The organism is Candidatus Kosakonia sp. 282A-S69 (assembly GCF_029433855.1).
GTDB classification, from domain to species: domain Bacteria; phylum Pseudomonadota; class Gammaproteobacteria; order Enterobacterales; family Enterobacteriaceae; genus Kosakonia; species Kosakonia cowanii_A.
Genome location: NZ_JAROAU010000003.1, coordinates 1089844 through 1109886, shown reverse-complemented (window position 1 = coordinate 1109886; position 20043 = coordinate 1089844). Strand labels below are relative to the sequence as shown.

At 54.8% G+C, this 20043-nt stretch carries 18 protein-coding genes; all 18 read right to left on the bottom strand.

Annotation, left to right across the window (positions count from 1 at the left end; genetic code table 11):
* Window positions 1-133: 133 nt before the first annotated feature.
* Complete coding sequence (gene galF, locus PU683_RS10865; RefSeq protein ID WP_277171469.1) at window positions 134-1027, bottom strand: GalU regulator GalF; 894 nt, start codon at window positions 1025-1027, stop codon at window positions 134-136.
* Window positions 1028-1205: 178 nt separating this feature from the next.
* Complete coding sequence (gene wcaM / locus PU683_RS10860; RefSeq protein WP_277171468.1) at window positions 1206-2621, bottom strand: colanic acid biosynthesis protein WcaM; 1416 nt, start codon at window positions 2619-2621, stop codon at window positions 1206-1208.
* Window positions 2622-2633: 12 nt separating this feature from the next.
* On the bottom strand, window positions 2634-3854 hold the full coding sequence (gene wcaL / locus PU683_RS10855) for a colanic acid biosynthesis glycosyltransferase WcaL (RefSeq protein ID WP_277171467.1): 1221 nt from the start codon (window positions 3852-3854) through the stop codon (window positions 2634-2636).
* Window positions 3851-5131 (bottom strand): colanic acid biosynthesis pyruvyl transferase WcaK, encoded by a 1281-nt coding sequence (gene wcaK / locus PU683_RS10850; protein WP_277171466.1) that lies wholly within the window; start codon window positions 5129-5131, stop codon window positions 3851-3853. Before wcaK ends, wcaL begins: the two co-directional genes overlap by 4 nt.
* A gap of 32 nt (window positions 5132-5163) precedes the next feature.
* Window positions 5164-6642, bottom strand: coding sequence for a colanic acid undecaprenyl disphosphate flippase WzxC (wzxC, locus tag PU683_RS10845; RefSeq protein ID WP_277171465.1), 1479 nt, complete (start codon window positions 6640-6642; stop codon window positions 5164-5166).
* A gap of 9 nt (window positions 6643-6651) precedes the next feature.
* Window positions 6652-8046 carry an undecaprenyl-phosphate glucose phosphotransferase gene (wcaJ, locus tag PU683_RS10840; RefSeq protein WP_277171464.1) on the bottom strand — a complete coding sequence of 465 codons (1395 nt, stop codon included), beginning with the start codon at window positions 8044-8046 and terminating at the stop codon, window positions 6652-6654.
* Window positions 8047-8101: 55 nt separating this feature from the next.
* Window positions 8102-9472 carry a colanic acid biosynthesis phosphomannomutase CpsG gene (gene cpsG / locus PU683_RS10835; RefSeq protein ID WP_277174268.1) on the bottom strand — a complete coding sequence of 457 codons (1371 nt, stop codon included), beginning with the start codon at window positions 9470-9472 and terminating at the stop codon, window positions 8102-8104.
* Window positions 9473-9580: 108 nt separating this feature from the next.
* Window positions 9581-11017 carry a mannose-1-phosphate guanyltransferase gene (gene cpsB, locus PU683_RS10830; RefSeq protein WP_277171463.1) on the bottom strand — a complete coding sequence of 479 codons (1437 nt, stop codon included), beginning with the start codon at window positions 11015-11017 and terminating at the stop codon, window positions 9581-9583.
* Window positions 11014-12321, bottom strand: coding sequence for a colanic acid biosynthesis fucosyltransferase WcaI (wcaI, locus tag PU683_RS10825; RefSeq protein ID WP_277171462.1), 1308 nt, complete (start codon window positions 12319-12321; stop codon window positions 11014-11016). The genes cpsB and wcaI overlap by 4 nt, the downstream gene beginning before the upstream one ends.
* Window positions 12318-12791, bottom strand: a complete 474-nt coding sequence (locus PU683_RS10820) for a GDP-mannose mannosyl hydrolase (RefSeq protein WP_187799363.1) — start codon at window positions 12789-12791, stop codon at window positions 12318-12320. Before PU683_RS10820 ends, wcaI begins: the two co-directional genes overlap by 4 nt.
* Before the next feature lie 2 nt (window positions 12792-12793).
* Window positions 12794-13759 carry a GDP-L-fucose synthase gene (gene fcl / locus PU683_RS10815; protein WP_023479152.1) on the bottom strand — a complete coding sequence of 322 codons (966 nt, stop codon included), beginning with the start codon at window positions 13757-13759 and terminating at the stop codon, window positions 12794-12796.
* 2 nt (window positions 13760-13761) lie between these two features.
* The gene (gene gmd / locus PU683_RS10810; RefSeq protein ID WP_277171461.1) at window positions 13762-14883 is read right to left on the bottom strand and encodes a GDP-mannose 4,6-dehydratase; all 1122 of its coding nucleotides are present in this window, start codon (window positions 14881-14883) and stop codon (window positions 13762-13764) included.
* Window positions 14884-14908: 25 nt separating this feature from the next.
* Window positions 14909-15463: a colanic acid biosynthesis acetyltransferase WcaF gene (gene wcaF / locus PU683_RS10805; RefSeq protein WP_023479143.1), complete on the bottom strand. Its 555-nt coding sequence runs from the start codon at window positions 15461-15463 to the stop codon at window positions 14909-14911.
* A 22-nt stretch (window positions 15464-15485) separates the two neighbouring features.
* Window positions 15486-16232, bottom strand: a complete 747-nt coding sequence (gene wcaE, locus PU683_RS10800) for a colanic acid biosynthesis glycosyltransferase WcaE (RefSeq protein ID WP_277171460.1) — start codon at window positions 16230-16232, stop codon at window positions 15486-15488.
* Window positions 16233-16245: 13 nt separating this feature from the next.
* Entirely contained in the window at window positions 16246-17466 is a 1221-nt protein-coding gene (gene wcaD / locus PU683_RS10795; RefSeq protein WP_187799366.1) for a colanic acid polymerase WcaD, read from the bottom strand.
* Window positions 17441-18658, bottom strand: coding sequence for a colanic acid biosynthesis glycosyltransferase WcaC (gene wcaC / locus PU683_RS10790; RefSeq protein ID WP_277171459.1), 1218 nt, complete (start codon window positions 18656-18658; stop codon window positions 17441-17443). The genes wcaD and wcaC overlap by 26 nt, the downstream gene beginning before the upstream one ends.
* On the bottom strand, window positions 18655-19146 hold the full coding sequence (gene wcaB / locus PU683_RS10785; RefSeq protein ID WP_023479173.1) for a colanic acid biosynthesis acetyltransferase WcaB: 492 nt from the start codon (window positions 19144-19146) through the stop codon (window positions 18655-18657). Before wcaB ends, wcaC begins: the two co-directional genes overlap by 4 nt.
* Window positions 19146-19991 (bottom strand): colanic acid biosynthesis glycosyltransferase WcaA, encoded by an 846-nt coding sequence (wcaA, locus tag PU683_RS10780; protein WP_054803228.1) that lies wholly within the window; start codon window positions 19989-19991, stop codon window positions 19146-19148. Before wcaA ends, wcaB begins: the two co-directional genes overlap by 1 nt.
* Window positions 19992-20043: the final 52 nt, after the last annotated feature.

Genomic DNA, 20043 nt, shown 5'->3' with positions numbered 1-20043 from the left:
ACTACCTTTTTTAATTGTTTATTTTTAAATAAAAACAAAAAAGGCAGTAAGAATAACCTGAGAGTAAACTCTCTCAGCGTTACCCTTTACTGCCCTGTCGGTCAGGCGTAAAGCACCGGGTTAATTTATCTGATTATTGCGCCAGCAATTTCTGAATGCTGTCGCGGAATTTTTGACCTTCTTTCAGATTACGCAGGCCATAGTTCACGAACGCCTGCATGTAACCCATTTTCTTACCGCAGTCGTAGCTGTCGCCGGTCATCAGCATGGCATCGACGGACTGTTTTTCTGCCAGACGCGCAATCGCATCAGTCAGCTGAATACGTCCCCAGGCACCCGGCTCGGTTTTTTCCAGCTCTTCCCAGATATCCGCAGAGAGCACATAGCGCCCTACCGCCATCAGATCGGAGTCCAGCGTCTGCGGCTGATCCGGCTTCTCAATAAACTGCACGATGCGGCTCACTTTGCCTTCGCTATCCAGCGGCTCTTTGGTCTGGATAACCGAGTACTCAGAGAGATCGCCCTTCATACGTTTTGCCAGCACCTGGCTGCGACCGGTTTCGCTAAAGCGCGCGACCATTGCGGCGAGGTTATAGCGCAGCGGGTCGGCGGTTGCCGTGTCCAGCACGATATCCGGCAGCACGACGACAAAGGGATTGTCACCCACGATGGGGCGCGCACAAAGGATGGAGTGGCCCAGCCCCAGCGGCTGCGCCTGACGCACGTTCATGATGGTGACGCCCGGCGGGCAGATAGACTGCACTTCCGCCAGCAGCTGACGCTTAACGCGCTGTTCAAGCAGCGCTTCAAGCTCATAGGAGGTGTCGAAGTGGTTTTCAACCGCGTTTTTTGACGAGTGGGTAACCAGAACAATCTCTTTGATCCCGGCCGCGACAATCTCGTCGACAATGTATTGAATCATCGGCTTGTCGACAATCGGCAGCATCTCTTTTGGAATCGCTTTTGTGGCGGGAAGCATGTGCATCCCAAGTCCGGCTACCGGAATAACTGCCTTTAAATTAACCATTATTTCTTCCACCTATAATTTATTGATGAATTATAAACCCTTGATCTGTTTTCGCCAGTGCGTTGATGGCAAACAGGTATGAAAATGGCGACGAGTAATGCTCCCTCATAACAACTGATGTAATCCTAACGCCCCGGTTTAATCTCCAGGATTCCTCGCAAAAGCCCCGTAAAGAGGCTTATGACCGTTTAGCGGGTAAGCGGAAGTTTAAATTTTCGACATTTACGGTGTGCTGATCGACACGGTCGATATCCACGGAGCTCTGACCATTTTCATTGACTGCGTGAATATTCGCCATCGACAGCAGCGTCTCATTTTTCGCCATAAAGCGGCCACGCACATCTTTACGCAGGTCAAAGTTGAGCTTGAGCGCCGGGCCGACCGCCGCATCCTGCGTAATATGAATGTTGCGCAGAAAGAGGTGCTGCGGTTTGTTATGCAGCTCAAGCGTGGCCTGCTGCATCTTGATGTTGGTGATGGCCACGAACGAGGTGGCATTACCCGAGGAGACCTGAATGCCGCGCAGCTTATATTTACTGCGGCTGTTATCCTGCTGAATATCGTTGAGTTTGAAGTTTTGCGGAATGGATAAATAATCGCCTTTGATCACGCCGTAACCAATCAGCATGCCGGCACTATTTTCCATGGTGACATTATCAATAACGAAATTATCACAGCCATAAATAGCGACCGTTGCGTTATCAATCCCCGCTTTTTTACTGAAGTCCGGCGTAATGTTTTTCGCTTTGATATTACGAATAACGAAATGCTTACCGTTTTCTACATGCACCAGCTGGCGGCAATTACTGCCGGTGATATTTGCCACGACAAAGTTTTTCACCGACTGATCTTCCGGGTAATTATTGTCATAGGTGCTGCCCGCTAACCCGATGCCAATCCCCCAGTTAATTTTGCCGTTAGTACAGTTGATATTGTCGATGACGTGATCGGAAATGAGGATATTGCGGTCATTGATTGCCACGTTCCACTCAATCGCATCGCCCTGCAGATCGCTAAAACGACTATGGGTGATACGCGCGCCATCCAGCTGGTTATGGAAACCCTGGCGCAAAATGCCGTAGTTGGCTTTGCTGATGGTGATGTTATCGATCAGCAGATTGCGCATCACACGCTTCTCTTTACCACCAATATAGATCTGCATTACCGGGCCATAACCGCTCATGCTAACGCCTTTAATGGTGCAGTCTGAGCCGCGCACATCCAGCATAACGTTATAGAGGCTGCCGCCCTGCTCGCCGATGACCTTGCTACCATCCTGCAGGACAAGACGTCCGCGTCCGCTGCCTTTTAACGCACCGCGCACCAGCAGCGTTTTACCGGCGGGAATAAAAATGCCGGTATTGATGTTTTCACACACCAGCCCGGCGGGAACCTCTACCGTCTGCGCTTCGGAAAAAGCCTTATTGAGCGCAGCCGGCCAGTCATTGTGGTTGTAATCACTTAATTTTACCGTGTCGCTGCGGGTCAGGGCACGCGCGGCAGGCAGATGCAGCAGGGGAAGCGCCGCCAGCGCGGAGCTGGCGGTCAGAAAAGAGCGGCGCGTCAGCGCGGTTGAGCGTCGTTTCGCAGTCATAAAAGCCTCTTATCAAAGCGTTTGCAGCAGACTGGCCAGTTGCTGGTTGATGATCGTTTGATTAAAGTCCGTTTCCACTTTTTCCCGTGCGCGGGTCACGACCGGCGTAAGCTCCTCACTCGCCATCTGACCAAAGGAAGCCAGACGTTCAGCCAGCGCTTCGGCGTCGTTTTCCGGCACCAGCCAGCCGGAGCGCCCTGCCTCAATCAGTTCAGGTATGCCGCTGTGAACGGTCGAGACGACAGGAATACCAACCGCCATCGCCTCCATCAGCGCAACCGGAATACCTTCCATGTCGCCATCAGTGCCGGTAATGGAGGGAAGCAAAAAGACATCCGCTTCATCAAGCAGCGCTTTTACTTCATGGCTCGGCTTAAAGCCGGGCATCTCAATCACATCCTCAAGCTGAAACTGCTCGATCAGGGTGCGTAAACGGCGCTCCCAGGGGCCGATGCCCAGGATGCGGTATTTGAACGCCACGCCGCGCGCTTTCAACAAGCGGCAGGCTTCAATCGCAACGTGCAGCCCCTTTTTCTCCGTCAAACGCGCGACAGAGATGATTTGCAGCGGACGGCCCGGCGATTTCACTTCACGCAGGCTAAAACGCGTCATATCCACGCCCATGCGCGAGACGGCAATCTTACTCTGCGGACAGCCCATGGTGAGCAGCCGCCCGGCCCACAGATCGCTTATCGGCAGCATCAAATCACCGCGCTGAAAGAGCTGCTGATACTCCGGGGTGTAGTGCGTAAGCACGTCGCGGTGCGAGATATCGATCCCGTGAAAAACGGTGGCGATCTTGCCCTTCAGCACGCCAAGCTCGCGCAGTTTTGCGGCGGTGACGCCCGCCGGGCCAAAGTGGGCGATAAAGACATCCGCGGTGAAAGTTTGCGGCGCGAGGCCGCAGATCGCCGGCAGGATCAGGTTGCGCGCCTCATCACCGTAACGGGAGAGGTTAAGCGCTTTCCAGGTCGATGCCTTAAACATGCCGCGGGCGATGGCCTGCCCGCGATAACTCAGCTTCGCCAGCTTCCCTTCCGGCTCCGCCAGCAGCCAGTGGGTCTTCTCCGCCAGCTTATATTCAGTGTACGCGGCGTGAGTATTGTTCATATCGCCCTTGTGCAGGGCGACAATCTCAACCTCAAAACCCATATTGATAAAGGCGACAATCTGGTTGAGGACAAACGTTTCGGACGAGAGAGGAAATTTCAGCAAAAAGAAGCCGACTTTCATTTCACCCCCTGCACGCGCTCAAGCACCGATTGCACCATCTTAATGCCCTGTTCGCGCTCGGCCGCCACCGCCGTTGCCAGACGTGCGTTGATCGCCGGCAGTTGACCCAGCGTATCAGCCGCCATTGACGCCAGTGAACCGTCAAGCAGATGACGAATATCCACCGCCATCTCCGGCATGCCGAGCTGCTGCATGATGCCAGCCGACTTGTGTTCGTAGTTGATGGCAATCGCCGGGGTACCGAAGTTCATCGAGATGATCGCCGAGTGCAGGCGCGTACCGATGGTTAAGTCGCACGCCGCGAGAATTTTCCCCATCTCCAGATCGTTCAGCTCGTCCATGACCACGTGGTAGCGGGACGGGTCCTGAATATGCTGGCGCAGGTTGAGCGCCACCATACGGTCATCTTTGTTATAGCTGTCGATGCCGGTGCAGGTGGAGAGCGCAATCACCTGATAACCGGCGTCAATCACCCGGTTAACGACATCAGCAAAGGCCTTTTCATACGCCTGCTGGGTGGTGCCAAGACGTTTATCAAACGGTGCCAGTTCACGCAGGGTAATGGCAACGCTCTTCTCTTTTGCCGCCAGATCCAGCCAGTGCTGAACAGCATAACTGGCGGTAAAGTCCTCCTGATGGTGATCCACCAGCCAGGCGGTATCGACGCCCTGCTCCACTTTATCGGTGGTGATGCCGCTCTGCTTCATCAGATTGAGGCTGACATGCTCGCGCAGGATCAGCGCGTCGCAATGGCCGAACACGTAGTTCGCCAGCTTATTGAAGTCGTCGTTCTGGAACGGCCCGACGCTGTGACCAATCATAAACAGCGGTTTTTTCGCCATAAACGTACAGAGTGCATGTTCAAACTGCGGCACACCGTAGAGATCAACAAAGAAAGAGCCGCCGACCTGGATAATCGCATCGTAATCCGCCAGACGGCGTACAAAATCGGTAAACCCCTGTGCGATGGAGATATTGCGCAGCTTGCCGGTATCGGTCACGCGCGAAAGCAGCACCTGGTGCTGGTAGCGACGGCGCAGCACTTTCTTCACGCGCCCCATCAGGCCAGCGGCGTTGTTGTGCGCTTTCATCTGGCTGTAGAGCGGGTCGCCCATTACCGGACGATTGAGTAACCAGGAGGAACTCACCGGAAAGCGGCTCATTACGTCCACTTCCGCCTCAGGATTCAGGCGGGCAATAGCGTCCAACAATCCACGTAAAATTGCGCTGTCACCACGGTTGCCGCATGTGTGATTGCCAAGGATCAATAATTTCATAACGACCTCATAAAGGGGTTCAATAAGGTTTCTTATCCTGCGCGAAGCAGTGTTTTCAATTTCTCGTTGCGGCAAAACTGACGCTTCATCTCCACCACCAGCGCGTTACGCGAGACAATCAGCATCACGGCGAAGGCGATAGCACCCGCTGCAACCTGAATCGCCAGCATCGCGGCGAGCGGCAGATGGCCATTCAGCGCCAGGCCGAGGCCATAGCTGACCACCAGCGTCGGCAGCGACAGGTAGAACGGCAGCCACAGGCTGAGGATGTACTGGCGGTAGCTCGAGCCGAGCACCGGTTTAATCATCACGAAATAGCTCAGAATGGTGTTGATAATCTGCACCAGCAGGAAGCCGAGCGTCACGCCCAGCGCACCGGCCATATGGCCGCCAATAATGATCGCCGGAATAAAGAGAAACGTTTTAAAGACGTTGAATTTAAAGCTGATATCGACACGCGCTTTCGCCATCAGCAGCGAGCCGATAGGGTTACCGACCGCCCGCAGCAGGCCAACAATGCACAGCAGTTGCAGGATCGGAATGATGCTGTTCCACTTCTCGCCAAATACCAGCGGCACAAAGTTATTCGACACCACCATCAGGCCGAGCAGGATCGGGAAGTTGATGATCCCCACCACTGACAGCAGCTTGTAGAAGTTCAGGCGCAGCTTTTCCGTGTCATCCTGGATCTTGGCGAACGCCGGGAAGAGCACGCGGGTAATGATCGGGTTGAGCTTCATGGGCGGCACTACCGCTACGTTGTAGGCGAGGTTGTAGCCCCCGGCAACGCTCGCACCGAGGATACGCGCCAGCACCAGCGTGGAGAGGTTGGTGTTTACGTAGTTGATGATGCTGTCTGCCGTAAGCCACGCGCCAAAACGCAGGTTGGAGCTGACGGAAGCGAGGGAGAAGTGCAGACCAGGGCGGTAGATCTTGCGGCCAAAGTAGCCAAACAGCAGCGTACGCACGGCGCTGTTGACCAGATAACCGAGGATCGCGGTCATCGCCAGCGGCCAGAAGAAGGCGCTGATCACCGTAAAGCTGAAGCCCGCCATTACCGACAGGGTCTCAATCGCGCCAATCTTGTTGAACTCCAGCTCTTTTTGCATCAGCGCGCGGAACTGCTGCCCGTGCGGGATCACCACAAAGGCAACCGACAGGGTTTTGATCAGCGGTGCCAAATCGGGGTTATTCAGCACATCAGCAATCAGATTGCTTAAGGAGAAGACCGCGATACAGACCACAATCCCCAGCCCGACGTTAAGCCAGTAGAGCGTGGTCAGCTCGAGATGGCTGATCTCTTTGCGCTGAATAATCGAGTTAGCGATACCAAAATCCGACAGCGTATCCGCCAGCGCGATAATCACCAGCGAGACGGTCAGCAGACCGAACTGGTGGTTATCGATAATGCGCGCCAGCACCGTCATCTGCACCAGCCCCAGACCAATAATGGTCAGAGTGGCCATTGCTGACCACTTTGCTCCGCTGATGGTTTTTTCTCTCAGGCTCATGACCTTTCCTTAATACGCCGCTTTGTTGACAAAGCCTTTAAAGATGGTCAGAAAAACGATCTTGATATCGAACCACAGGCTCCATTCGCGGATGTACTCCAGATCGAACTCAATGCGTTTTTCCATTTTTTCCAGCGTGTCGGTCTCGCCGCGCCAGCCATTAATCTGCGCCCAGCCGGTAATGCCCGGTTTCACTTTATGACGCAGCATGTAGCCCTCAATCAGCGCACGATACTGCTCGTTATGCGCAACGGCGTGAGGACGCGGGCCGACAATCGACATCCCGCCGGTGAGCACATTGATAAACTGCGGCAGCTCATCAAGGGAGGTGCGGCGCAGGAAGCTGCCCACCTTGGTGACGCGCGGATCGTTCTGCGTCGCCTGGGTCACCACTTTGTCGTTCTCCATCACCTTCATCGAGCGGAACTTCCACACCTTGATCGGCTTACCATCCATGCCGTAGCGCGTCTGGCGGAAAATGATCGGCCCTGGCGAACTCATCTTCACCGCCACAGAGATGGCCAGCAGCACCGGCGAAATCAGCAGCAGGATCAGCGACGAGAGCACGATATCTTCAAGGCGCTTCAGAATACGGTTAACCCCGGAGAGCGGCGTGTCATACAGCGGCACAATCGGTACGCCGTTCACCTCTTCAATGCGTGAATGCAGGATGTTGAAGGTGAAGACATCCGGGATCAGGATCACTGAACAGGTGGTGTCTGCGAGATCGCGCACCAGTTTTTTGATGCAGACGGCGTCATTCATCGACATCGCAATGTAGACGTTATGGATCTTGCCGCTGCGGGCATCTTCAACCAGTTGTTCAAGGTTACCCGCCCAGCCGGTATCAATGCCGCCCGGTTTCGGATTGTAATAGACACCGACCACATCGAAGCCCAGCCATGGCTCATTTCGGAAACCATCGAGCAGCGCCTGCCCCATCGGCATATCCCCTGCCACGGCGACACGGCGGGTGTTATACCCGAGATTGCGCAGCCAGCCGGCACCAAAACGGATCACCGCCCGGCTAAACATCAGGCCGAGGCTGGTGAGCAGATACCAGGTGAAATAGAGCGAGAAGGTGTTATCAAAGTCAGAGTTAAACGACATTAATCCGGCGCTGAAGACGATGCTTAGCGTCCAGTTCTGCAACAGCAGCGTCAGTTCGGTCATCATTCTGACGCCGCGCCAGGAGCGGTAAAAATCGGTCATGCCGCCGATCATCTGGAATACCACCAGTGTGGTCAGCGCCATCAGCAGATGCATGTAGAAAAATGGCAACGCATTGACTTTGCACACCAGCCACAACCCAGCGAACATAATGGTGATGTCTGAGAATCGCTGCACGATAGAGATTAACGATGCATTCGTTTTGGCCCGGTCGCGCTTTTTTAGATTTGTCATCGTTGTACCTGCCTGTTTGCCCTCCTCCCCTCATGGGGAGGAGAACGACTAAGAGTTACTGATTCAACAGCGCCAGAATTTCCTGCGTTCGCGCCTCCATCAACGCCACGTCGTGTCGGGATTCGACATTCAGACGCACCACCGGCTCGGTATTAGAGGAGCGCAGGTTGAAACGCCAGTCGGCAAAAGCGATGCTGATGCCGTCGGTGTAATCCACTTCCAGCGCATCCGGGGCGTAGCGATCTTCAACGCGTTTAATTGCGCTGACCGGATCTGCCAGCTTACTGTTGATCTCGCCGCTTGCCGGGAAGGCCACCATGCGATCCCCGACCAGTTCGGCCAGCGTTTTACCCTTCAGGCACAGCAATTCAGTCACCAGCAGCCACGGGATCATGCCGCTGTCGCAGTAGGCGAAATCGCGGAAGTAGTGGTGTGCGCTCATCTCGCCGCCGTAAATGGCGTCCTCTTCGCGCATACGCTCTTTAATAAAGGCATGGCCGGTCTTCGACATCACCGGCGTACCGCCTGCGCGTCCAACCACATCGACGGTGTTCCAGGAGAGACGCGGATCGTGAATGATTTTCGCGCCGGGGTGTTTTTCCAGGAACGCTTCTGCCAGCAGACCAACGATGTAGTAGCCCTCAATAAACTGACCTTTGTCGTCGAACAGGAAGCAGCGGTCGAAGTCGCCATCAAAGGCGATGCCCATATCTGCCTGGTGCTCAATCACCGCATTCCGGGTGTCATCGCGGCACTCGGGCAGCAGCGGGTTAGGAATACCGTGTGGGAAGGTGCCATCCGGCTCGTTGTGCACTTTAATAAAGCTCACCGGCACATTCAGCGCTTTGAAACGCGCTTCGATGGCGTCGATCACCGGGCCTGCCGCGCCGTTACCGGAGTTGATCACCAGCTTAAGCGGCTTGAGGTTAGCGGTGTTGATGTAGCCGAGCAGATGGTCGATATAGTCATCACGCAGGGAGATTTGCTTGTAGCTGCCGCGTTTTTCCGGGTTGACCGGCGGGAAGTCATTGGCTTCGGCCAGGCGCTGTACGTCGCGCAGGCCGGTGTCGCCGCTGATCGGGCGCGCGCCTTTGCGCACCAGTTTCATGCCGTTGTAGTCCATCGGGTTGTGGCTGGCGGTCACTTCGATACCGCCGTCAACGCCGAGATGGAAGGTGGCGAAATAGATCTCTTCGGTACCGGACAGCCCGATATCCAGCACATCAACGCCGGCGTCCTGCAAGCCTTTGGCTAACGCCAGCTTCAGCGCTTCGCTGGTCTGACGCACATCGCCGCCGAGCACAATGGTCTGCGGCTTCAGGTACTCCCCATAGGCGCGGCCAATACGCCAGGCTATATCTTCATTCAGTTCTTCGCCCAGCTTTCCGCGAATATCGTAAGCTTTAAAACAGGTTAATTTTTCCATCATTACCTCTTCTTCAGGCAACAGTCAGCCTTGACCGCAACTGGCCACATAAGTGTTATCAATAGTTGTTCTGGCCGAACCCGCGCGCGGCGGGCCGGCAATGGGCGTTTAAATACGCCCGTAACGATCGGCGAAGCGCACAATGTCATCCTCTTCCAGGTACGAGCCGGAGCGTACCTCAATCAGGTCGAGAGGGATCTTGCCCGGGTTTTCCAGGCAGTGACGCGCGCCGAGCGGAATGTAGATAGATTCGTTTTCGCCGAGCAGTTTGACTTCATCATCGATGGTGACTTTTGCCGTGCCGGCCACCACCACCCAGTGCTCGGCGCGATGGTGATGCATCTGCACCGACAGACCTTCGCCCGGTTTCACGGTGATGCGTTTCACCTGGTAGCGATCGCCTGCATCGATGGAGTCATATTTGCCCCACGGACGGTAAACTTCGCGGTGGATATGGTGCTCGTGACGCCCTTCAGCTTTGATCTTCTCGACCACCTTCTTTACGTCCTGCACCGCATTACGGTCGGCGATCAGCACGGCGTCTTTGGTCTGCACCACCACCAAATCTTTCACGCCAACGGTCGTCACCAGGCCTGATTCGGCATAGACGTAGCTGTTTTCGGTTTTGTGACTGATCACATCACCATGGTGGACGTTGCCTTCCGGCGTGTGCTGGCTGATCTCCCACAGCGAGGACCAGGAGCCAACATCGCTCCAGCCCGCGTCCATCGGCACCACTACCGCATCGGCGGTGCGCTCCATGACCGCGTAGTCAATAGACTCTTCCGGACAGGCGAGAAACGCCGCTTCATCGACGCGGATGAAGTCCATATCCGGGTCGGTGGCATTCATCGCTTTTTCACAGGCTTCGAGAATATCCGGGCGATATTTTTGTAGCTCCTCCAGGTAGCGACCGGCGCTGAACAGGAACATGCCGCTGTTCCAGTAGTATTCGCCGCTGGCGACATACCCCTGCGCAGTTTCCAGATTCGGTTTTTCGACAAACTGCGCCACTTCAAACGCCACGGCATCGACCTGGCCCGGGCTCACTTCGCCGCGGCGGATGTAGCCGTAACCGGTTTCGGGCATATCCGGCACAATACCGAAAGTGACCAGTTTGCCCGCCTCGGCATAAGGCATGGCATTACGTACCGAAGTACGGAACGCCTCTTCATCCTGAATAACGTGGTCCGCTGCCAGCACCAGCATCAGCGGATCGCTATCCGGGTTGTGGCGTTTTACCGCCAGCGCCGCCAGCGCAATGGCCGGAGCGGTGTTGCGGCCTGCCGGTTCAAGGATGATGTTCTCCGTCAGCTTGTTAAGCTGGCGCAGCTGCTCGGCGACAATAAAACGGTGCTGCTCGTTACAAATCACCACCGGGCTTTCGCACTCAACGCCGTTCAGGCGGCAGACCGTGGTCTGCAGCATGGTGAGATCGCCCTTCAGGCAGAGAAACTGTTTAGGGTAAAGCACGCGGGAAAGTGGCCACAGACGGCTGCCGGAGCCCCCGGCCATCACGACCGGATAGAGTTGCGTTTGACTCATGATTTATCCCCATTGCCGTCGAAATTGAGGCGCGCCTCATGCGCCGCGCCATCGAGGGCGGCTGCGGGCGTCGCGGATTTCTCCGGGCTGATATCTGCAATAAACTGGCTTAACACGTTCTCTTTTTCGAGCGTGCGTTCGGCATATTCACGTGCCACCGTGTTGTTTGTGGGCAGCGCTAACGCGCGTTCAATGCCCGAGGTCAGCGCATCGACCGATTCCGGTTCGACGCAGACCGCAATGCCAGGCTCATTCAGGCAGAGCTGGCCAAGTTCGGTACTCTCTTCGGCGGTGATCACCGCATTGCCGCCCACCGCCAGGATGTTGGTCAGCTTGGAGGGCAATACCGCATCCGCCGCGCCGCGCTTCTGGATAACCAGATGGCAGTCGCCGAGCGTCAGCAGCGCCGGCAGCGCTTCATAAGGCTGCAACGGGAAGAATTTCACATTGTCGAGGCCGCGCTCGCTGACCATTTTCTCCAGCCGCGCTTTGCCCCCGCCCTGCCCGACGATAGCGAACAGCCACGGATGGCCCTTCAGTCGCGCAGCGGCTTCAATCACATTTTCTAATCCCTGCTTCTCGCCAATGTTGCCGGAGTAAAGAATGATTTTTTTGTCATCCGGCAGTCCGAGGTCGCGGCGTAGCTGCGCAACGCTTGCCGCGTCGACATCACGAAAACGCGCCACTTCGGACCAGTTCGGGAAGAAGATAATCTTGTCGGCTGACACGCCCTTCTCACGCGCTTTGTTCATCATTGAGCGCGAGATGGTGGAGACGTTATCAACGTTATGCAGATTGCTGCGTTCAAATGCGGCCGCCAGTTTTGCCACCAGGCCGCCTTTACCTTTGCCCGCCATGCCTAACCCGAGCATGGCGTCCACTTCATAATCCTGAATGTGCAGCAGCGTGCGGGCACCGCTCAGTTTTGCCAGCAGGCGCATGCCCGGCGTGCAAAACAGCGTCGGCACCACGCCGATAATGCGATCCGGCTTCCAGCTGCGCTGGGCCATCAGCGGGAAAAAGCTGCTGACAGCAAAGCTGCCTAAGTGCAGCAGACGCTTGATGGTTGACGGCTGCTGCGGCACGTAGAGCGGGCAGCGCCACACCGTGGCGGCACCCTGCTCTTTACGCCAGCGCCAGGCACTGTAAGGGTGCCCGACTTTCCACTCCGGGTAGTACGGCGGCGCAGTGATAACGCGAACGTCATGGCCCTGACGGGCCATCCACTCCACCATTTCGCCGGTGTACTTACCGATCCCGGTCAGCTCCGGCGAATAGTTGATGCCATAAACCAGGATTTTCATAAGCCCGGTACTCCCTGCGCGTCGAGGAAATAGGCGCGGCTGTTGTCATGCACCAGCGGGTCGGCAATCAACGCCTCCGGCGAAACCCAGCGATAATCATCGTGCTGCTCCGTTGGCAGGGCGAGGGTCTCCTCGTCCACGCGCAGACGGAAGCCGAGCACGATGTAGTGGGTCGTAAAATCGGGGCCGGAGAAGTTATCGTCATAGAAGTGCTGCCAGACGCCGTAAAACTCACCTGCCGACATCGGCAGGCGCAGTCCCAGTTCCGCCTGAGTCAGCCGCTCGAAAGCGGCTGCCAGCGGCTCGTCCTTTTGCACGCGTCCGCCCGGCACAAACCAGTATCCCTGGGCCGGACGGTTAGTGCGTTTGCCGAGTAAAAACTCGCCGCGTGAGTTCTCCACGATGAGATCGATGGAGATCAGCGGGGTGGAACGCACCACCGTGGCAAAATCTTCCTGACTTAAAAACATGCTTACCCCCGGAACCGGTGCTGGTTTTCAAGGAACCACTGGTAGGTGCTTGCCAGCCCCGCTTCCAGTGAGATCTCGTGATACCAGCCCAGTTGATGCAGACGGGTCACGTCCAGCAGCTTACGCGGCGTGCCGTCCGGCTTGGTGGCGTCAAACACCACGCGGCCTTTGTAGCCCACAACGCTTGCAACCGTCTGTGCCAGTTCGCGAATGGTGCAGTCAACGCCGGTACCGACATTGATATGCGACAGCATCGGTTCGGTATTCTCCTGCCACACTTCGCGCGCCAACTCCTGCACATGAATGCTGGCCGCTGCCATATCATCCACATGGAGGAATTCACGCATCGGCGTGCCGCTGCCCCACACCACCACGTCTGCCGCATTCTCCTGGGTCGCTTCGTGGAAACGACGCAGCAGCGCAGGAATAACGTGCGAGTTGCTCGGGTGGAAGTTGTCGTGCGGACCATACAGATTGGTCGGCATCACCGAGCGGTAATCGCGGTCATACTGGCGGTTATAAGATTCGCACAGCTTAATCCCGGCGATTTTGGCAATCGCGTAGGGCTCGTTCGTCGGCTCCAGCGTCCCCTGCAGCAGCTCGCTTTCAGCAATCGGCTGCTTCGCCAGTTTCGGATAGATGCAGGACGAACCGAGGAACAACAGTTTGTTCACGTCGTGCTTGTGCGCCGAGTGAATGATGTTGCTCTCAATCATCATATTTTCGTAGATGAAGTCCGCCGGGTAGGTATTGTTCGCCACAATACCGCCCACTTTCGCTGCCGCCAGGTAAACCTGGTCAATACGTTCGCTGGCAAAAAACGCGTCCACCGCCGCGGCATCCAACAGGTTCAGCTCTTCGCGCGAGCGCAGCACCAGTTCGATATCCGCACGCTGTTCGAGCTGTCGTACGATGGCTGACCCCACCATCCCGCGATGGCCAGCCACAAAAACACGTTGTTTGGTCATGCTCAGGACTCCAGCGCGATGGCAACCTCGTAACCGTGGGCCTTAAGCAGTGAGTGTTTTTTCGCTGCTTCCAGATCTTTTGCCACCATTTCGGAGACCATCTCCTGCAGGGTAGTTTCCGGTTTCCAGCCCAGTTTTTCGTGCGCTTTGGTCGGGTCGCCCAGCAGGGTTTCCACTTCAGCAGGACGGAAGTAACGCGGGTCAACGGCAACAATCACATCACCCGGTTTCACGCCCGGCGCATCGTGGCCAGTTACGGAAACAACGATACCCTTCTCTTCGACGCCGGTGCCTTCGAAGCGCAGTTTGATGCCCAGCTGAGCGGCAGCCATTTCAACGAACTGACGTACGGAGTACTGCACACCTGTCGCGATAACGAAGTCTTCCGGCTGCTCCTGCTGCAGCATCATCCACTGCATTTTCACGTAGTCTTTGGCATGGCCCCAGTCACGCAGAGAGTCCATGTTGCCGAGGTAGAGGCAGGATTCCAGGCCCTGAGCGATGTTGGCGATCGCACGGGTGATTTTACGGGTCACGAAGGTTTCGCCGCGACGCGGGGATTCGTGGTTGAACAGGATGCCGTTACAGGCGTACATGCCGTAGGATTCACGGTAGTTCACGGTGATCCAGTAAGCGTACAGTTTGGCAACGGCATACGGAGAGCGCGGGTAGAACGGCGTGGTCTCTTTCTGCGGGATTTCCTGCACCAGGCCATACAGCTCAGAGGTGGATGCCTGATAGAAACGGGTTTTCTTCTCCAGACCCAGGAAGCGGATCGCTTCCAGCAGACGCAGCGTACCCATGGCGTCAACATCAGCGGTGTATTCCGGGGATTCGAAGGAGACCGCAACGTGGCTCATCGCACCCAGGTTGTACACTTCATCCGGCTGCACTTCCTGCAGGATACGGGTCAGGTTTGACGTATCGGTCAGATCGCCGTAATGCAGGTGGAATTTCGGGTTGCTTGTGTGCGGATCCTGATAAATGTGATCAACACGCTCAGTATTGAAAGAGGAAGCGCGGCGTTTGATGCCGTGAACTTCGTAACCCTTTTCCAGAAGCAGTTCTGCCAGATAAGAGCCATCTTGCCCGGTAACGCCGGTGATGAGAGCGACTTTAGACATAATTTATTTTCCTCAATGTTCCCTGTTAGGGAGTTACCTTTTCAACGCGTTCGCGCGTTACCACTGCGGGATTGCCCCGACAAATCGCATTTGCCGGTAGCGATTTAAAAACACTGCTACGTGCACCGACGACCGTGCCGTCGCCGATAGAGACACCGGGAGCAACAAACACATCTGTCGCCAGCCAGCACTTCTCGCCAATCACGATGGGCGTCGCGTTAATATCGAAATGCGCGCTCATATAGTCGTGACTGCCGGTGCACAAATAACACTTCTGTGACACCACAGAATTTGCGCCGATGGTGATGTCGCCGAGCGTATATAACACCGCGTCATCCCCCACCCAGCTGTAATCACCCAGGGTTAATTTCCATGGGTAGGTAATTTTGACCGATGGTCGAATCACTACGCCTTTACCAACCTTCGCGCCGAAGAGGCGTAATAAGAAGGCGCGCCAGCGATAAAGCACCTGCGGGGACCAGGCAAATAGTGTCGCCTGCACTGCCCACCACAATTGAACCTTAATAGCATTCCCGCCCCGAAAGCCTTTCGGCACGGAGAATCCTTTTAAATCTTGCATATTCTTTCCTTATGTCCGGGCGTTACGCTTTGTTATATAAAGCCTTTGCTTTACCCGTCGTCCGTAAACGCAACATATAGGATAATTCTGCCCAGAAACCGGGGACGTGTAATATCATGCGCTGAACTTTACGGGCGTCCTGGCATAATTCGAGATTATTAGAAGTGGATACACCGCCCATCGAAAATTCAGATACCAGCCCTTTCAGACGCTTAAACGGAAAGCCCGCTTTATACATTCTGGCCGCTAACGCGTAATCGGATGAGACTTTAAATTGCAGATCGTAGGGGTACGTTTTTAACCCGTGCACCGGGAAAAAGATGGCCTGATGACTGGCCGGCAGGCTGTGATAAATATACCAGCCGCTTTTCGCATTGCGGCGCAGCTTGTTACCGTCGCCGAAATCAAGCAGCGCATCGCCGATATACATGGCGGTCTCTTTCGCTTCGCTTAACTGGCGTACAACGTCGACAATTTCTTCATGGAAAATATCGCCAGAATTAAGAAATATCGCAAAGCGCCCGGAGGCCATATCGATGCCTTTATTCATGGCATCGTAAATACCTTTATCGCGTTCGCTTATGAAACGTAAATTATATTGGCCGTTGAGGCTTTTCAGAAAATCCTCAGTACCGTCCTGCGAACCGCCGTCAACCACGATCCACTCGAACTCGATATCTTGTGCTTTCGCCAGGTGAGCCAGCGACTGCCAGGTCTTCTTCACACCTTCATAATTGCGAAACGCGACAGTAATAACACTAAGCAGCATGTGACCCACCTTCTCATGAACTTACAATATTCAACGCTTTACGCAGAATAAACGGACAAACAATTAAAAATGCATATTCCGGACTAAAAATTGACCCCGTAAAGAACAACGAGATCGGGGTAAACAAGAAAAGTTGAACGCGAAAATTCTGATTGTTGCCAAAAGCATTCATCGTCATTTTAGCGACTTTAAACATGTACCATCCGGTCAGTATTACCGCCAACCATGAAAAATATATGATCAGCAGATACAACCCATTGTCTATTGTTTTCCCGACGTCTGCACCGTTAAAGATTCCGAATGATGCGACATATTCATAAAGTGAGCCGAATCTTACTACGCCATCAATATTGGTCAGCGAATATCCAACCATCACAAGCGGACCGATAATTCGGTAATAAGAGGAGGATCCTTCCGTTCCCAAATCGCCAATACGCGTCGCAATATAAGGAAAAGCAAATACGAGGCCCACGACAAACACCGCAAGTGAAATAATTGCCAGCGGTAATTTCTTTTGAATCGCCTCTTTATTGAGATACTGAAACGCCCACTCCAGCAGGTAGAACATGATAAATGTCATTACCCCGGAGAATGAGCCTGAGAGTACTATCCCTGCCAGAATCATAGCATCGGTTTTCGGAGTTTTGATACCAAACTGTTTGATGCTGAGCCAAATTGAGATTAACGCCAGAGCGAAGAATGCCGGTTCGAAATAGAGTGCCGTGGTTCGCTTACCGCCGAACTTGATAAAATTCAGCACGTAACTGTTACTGTAAATAAGATATTTCGAAATTATTTCCATCAAACTACTGCCGCCAGTAAGAATGATCTGAGCCATCTCCATTGCGGCGAGCGTGACTATTAACGCCACCACCATGTAGAAAAATCTCAAAATCTTGCGATAGTTATGCGGCGATATCGTTTTGAAGCGAATACTCCATACCATGCCAATAATGATCACGATGTAGACAAACAGCATTGTTGACGTGACATATTTGCTGGCATCCAGCGACTTACCGAAAATAAAGTTGAAGAGCGTTAATCCTGCACCAAGCATCAGCGCTAACATCAATTTTTTCAGGTTGATGCGCTCAACGTAGAGCAGCAGCAGCACCGGTAAAAAAGTCACAATCGTGATCGGGAAGCTCTCACCGAGCTGGAATAATTTCACGTTGACCAGCAGGTAGATCAACGGCAGCAGCAGATAGCTACAGACTCTGATAGAACGAGACATACTCCTCCAGCATCTGATGACCGCTATAGGCCTGGCGGCTTCGCGCGCGAAACGCGTCGAGGCTCTCGCCAAACACCGCCTGGGCGATTTCTGCTTTATGGCACTGCACCAGTTGCAGCACCTCCTCTTCACTGAAGGTTTTTCCGCCCGACTTTTGCAGCACTTCGCGCGCCGCATCGCTGTGGGTAGCGATCACCGGCACCCCGATGGAGAGCGCTTCACAGAGGATCAGCGGGTAGTTGTCGACGCGCGAACTAAAGACCAGTGCATCCATCTCATTGAGTTCGCTCATCAATTTACGCTTATCGGTAAGAAAGCCGTGGTTGACCACCTGCGGCCCCTCAAAGGGGGAGAATTTACCGAAGGTGTGCAGCTCGACGCGATCCTCAAGAGCCATGATGTCGCGCACCAGTTGCTGATTGGTTTTCCCGTCGTAGCGTAAGTCGTGGGCGACGATAGCGATCTTCGGTTTACCCTGCGTCACTTTTACCGGCGCAAGCTGGGCGAGGATCTCTTCTGTCGCTACATCGATACCGTTGTTAATAATCTGGCAACGACCAGCGCCATAGAGGCTGTTAAAGGCATCAGCCACATGCTGGCTCGGGGAGATAAACTGGCAGCCCAGTGAGAGCATGGTATTAAACAGCTGGCGCTTACGCCCCACTAACTGATGCGCGCGATCGATTTTAACGGGCGGATAGTTGCTCAGCGTCGGGCACTTCTGACAGTGGGTCTTCCACCCTTCGCAGCCGTCGGTAAAAGCACAGCGGCCGGTGACACTCCAGTGGTCGTGCAGCGTCCAGACGAAGGTGACGTCCGGTTTGTGCGCTTTCACGCGCTGGCAGAACGCCACCAGATCCTCAAGGTTGAGCCAGTAGCTGTGCATCACATGAAAATGGAGCACCAGCGGCCCTTCGCTGCGGGTAACGTTGCGATAAAGATTATTAAGATTACCGAAAACATCGCGGTTAAAGAGGCGGAACAGCGCCAGGTTGGCAATCGAGGTCAGACGCGGCGTCTGTTTATAGACGTTCTGGTAGTTGTCATGGCTGACACTTTTTTTACCCCCTTTACCGTAGCCATAAATAAAGCGCGACTGATAACCCTGCTGCAGCGCTCGCTGGTGGAGATCCAGCGCAACACCTGCAGCACCGCCCTCTGCGAGGCGTACGTTAAACTGCAAAATATTCATTTAATCACCTTCACGCGCGCTTTTTCACCCACCACCAGCGCGTTGTCCGGCACACTGTCCAGCACCACGCTGCCTGCGCCGATGGTGACATTATTGCCAATGGTAATATCGCCAATCATCACCACATTCGCCCCCAGCTCAACGCCGTTGCCAATGACCGGGCAGGCCAGGCTGTCCGCGCCGCGGTTACCGATGGTCACACCATGGCGAATGGTAAAATCATCACCCGCTACGACATTTTTATTAATCACCACCGCATAGCCATGGTGAATGGTGAAACGCCGGCCGATCGTCGCCGCCGCCTGAATCTCATAGCCAAACAGACATTCCGTTATGAAGCGGTAGAGCAGAATGACCGGCGCGGCCCAGATGTTGTTAATCACATGCTTCTTGCGCCACACCGAGCAGAAGTGCGCGATACGGTAGGCTGCAACCATGCAGCAGGGGCGCAAATTCCAGTGGTTTGCGCGAAAATCTTCCAGTCGCATTATTTACCCCGCAGCCCATCAGCCAGACGTTTACCGTTGCGCACCGAAAAGAGCGTCAACAGCGTGCGCCAGTTCATCCGCTTATTACGGATCTGGTAGAGGGTGAAGAGTTGATACTTCTTGCTGGCACGGTCGAACTTATCCTTGTGCTTGCGATAGAAGTGGAAGTAGCCGGAGAACTTCTTCGGTGAAGAGGTGATCTGCATCTCGCCGTGGTTGATATGCAGGATCTGCGTCGCCTCCTCAATTTTGAATGGCTCGCCATATTCGGTGACCATGCGCAGGAAGATGTCGTAATCCTGTGCGGCTTTCAGCTGGGTATCAAACAGCGACTCTTTAAAACGCCACGCCCAGGTAAAGACCTGATTGCCGACGATATTGCGTTTGTAGAAGAGCTTGCGGGAGAACGGTGATTTCGGGTAGAGCGGCAGGCTGGCGGGCTGCGCGTAGACCTCACCCTGGCACACATAATCATTGGCGTAGAGGAAGGCGCGGGTGTTGAGCAGATGCTTATGGGCGAGGAAAACCGATAAGCGGTTTGGCGTCCACTCGTCATCGTCATCGATACCGGTAATGTATTGCCCGCGCGCCTGCAGGATGGCCTGGTTGCGCACGGCGCAGGCACCGGAGTTGAAGTCGTTGCGCGTATAGCTAACGCGCGGGTCGCCCAGTTCGTCAACAAACTGCTGCAGCTGATCGAACGACGCGGAGCAGTCATCAACGATGATCATTTCCCAGTGCGGGTAATCCTGGCGCAGCACCGATTTAATGGCGCGGATGGCCAGCTGCTGACGGTTCCAGGTAGGCATATAAATTGAAATTAATGGGTTTGCTGTTGTGCTCATGATGCGATCCCTAATGCGTTCCACATGCCGCTTTTCGCCCTCGCTTACGCCC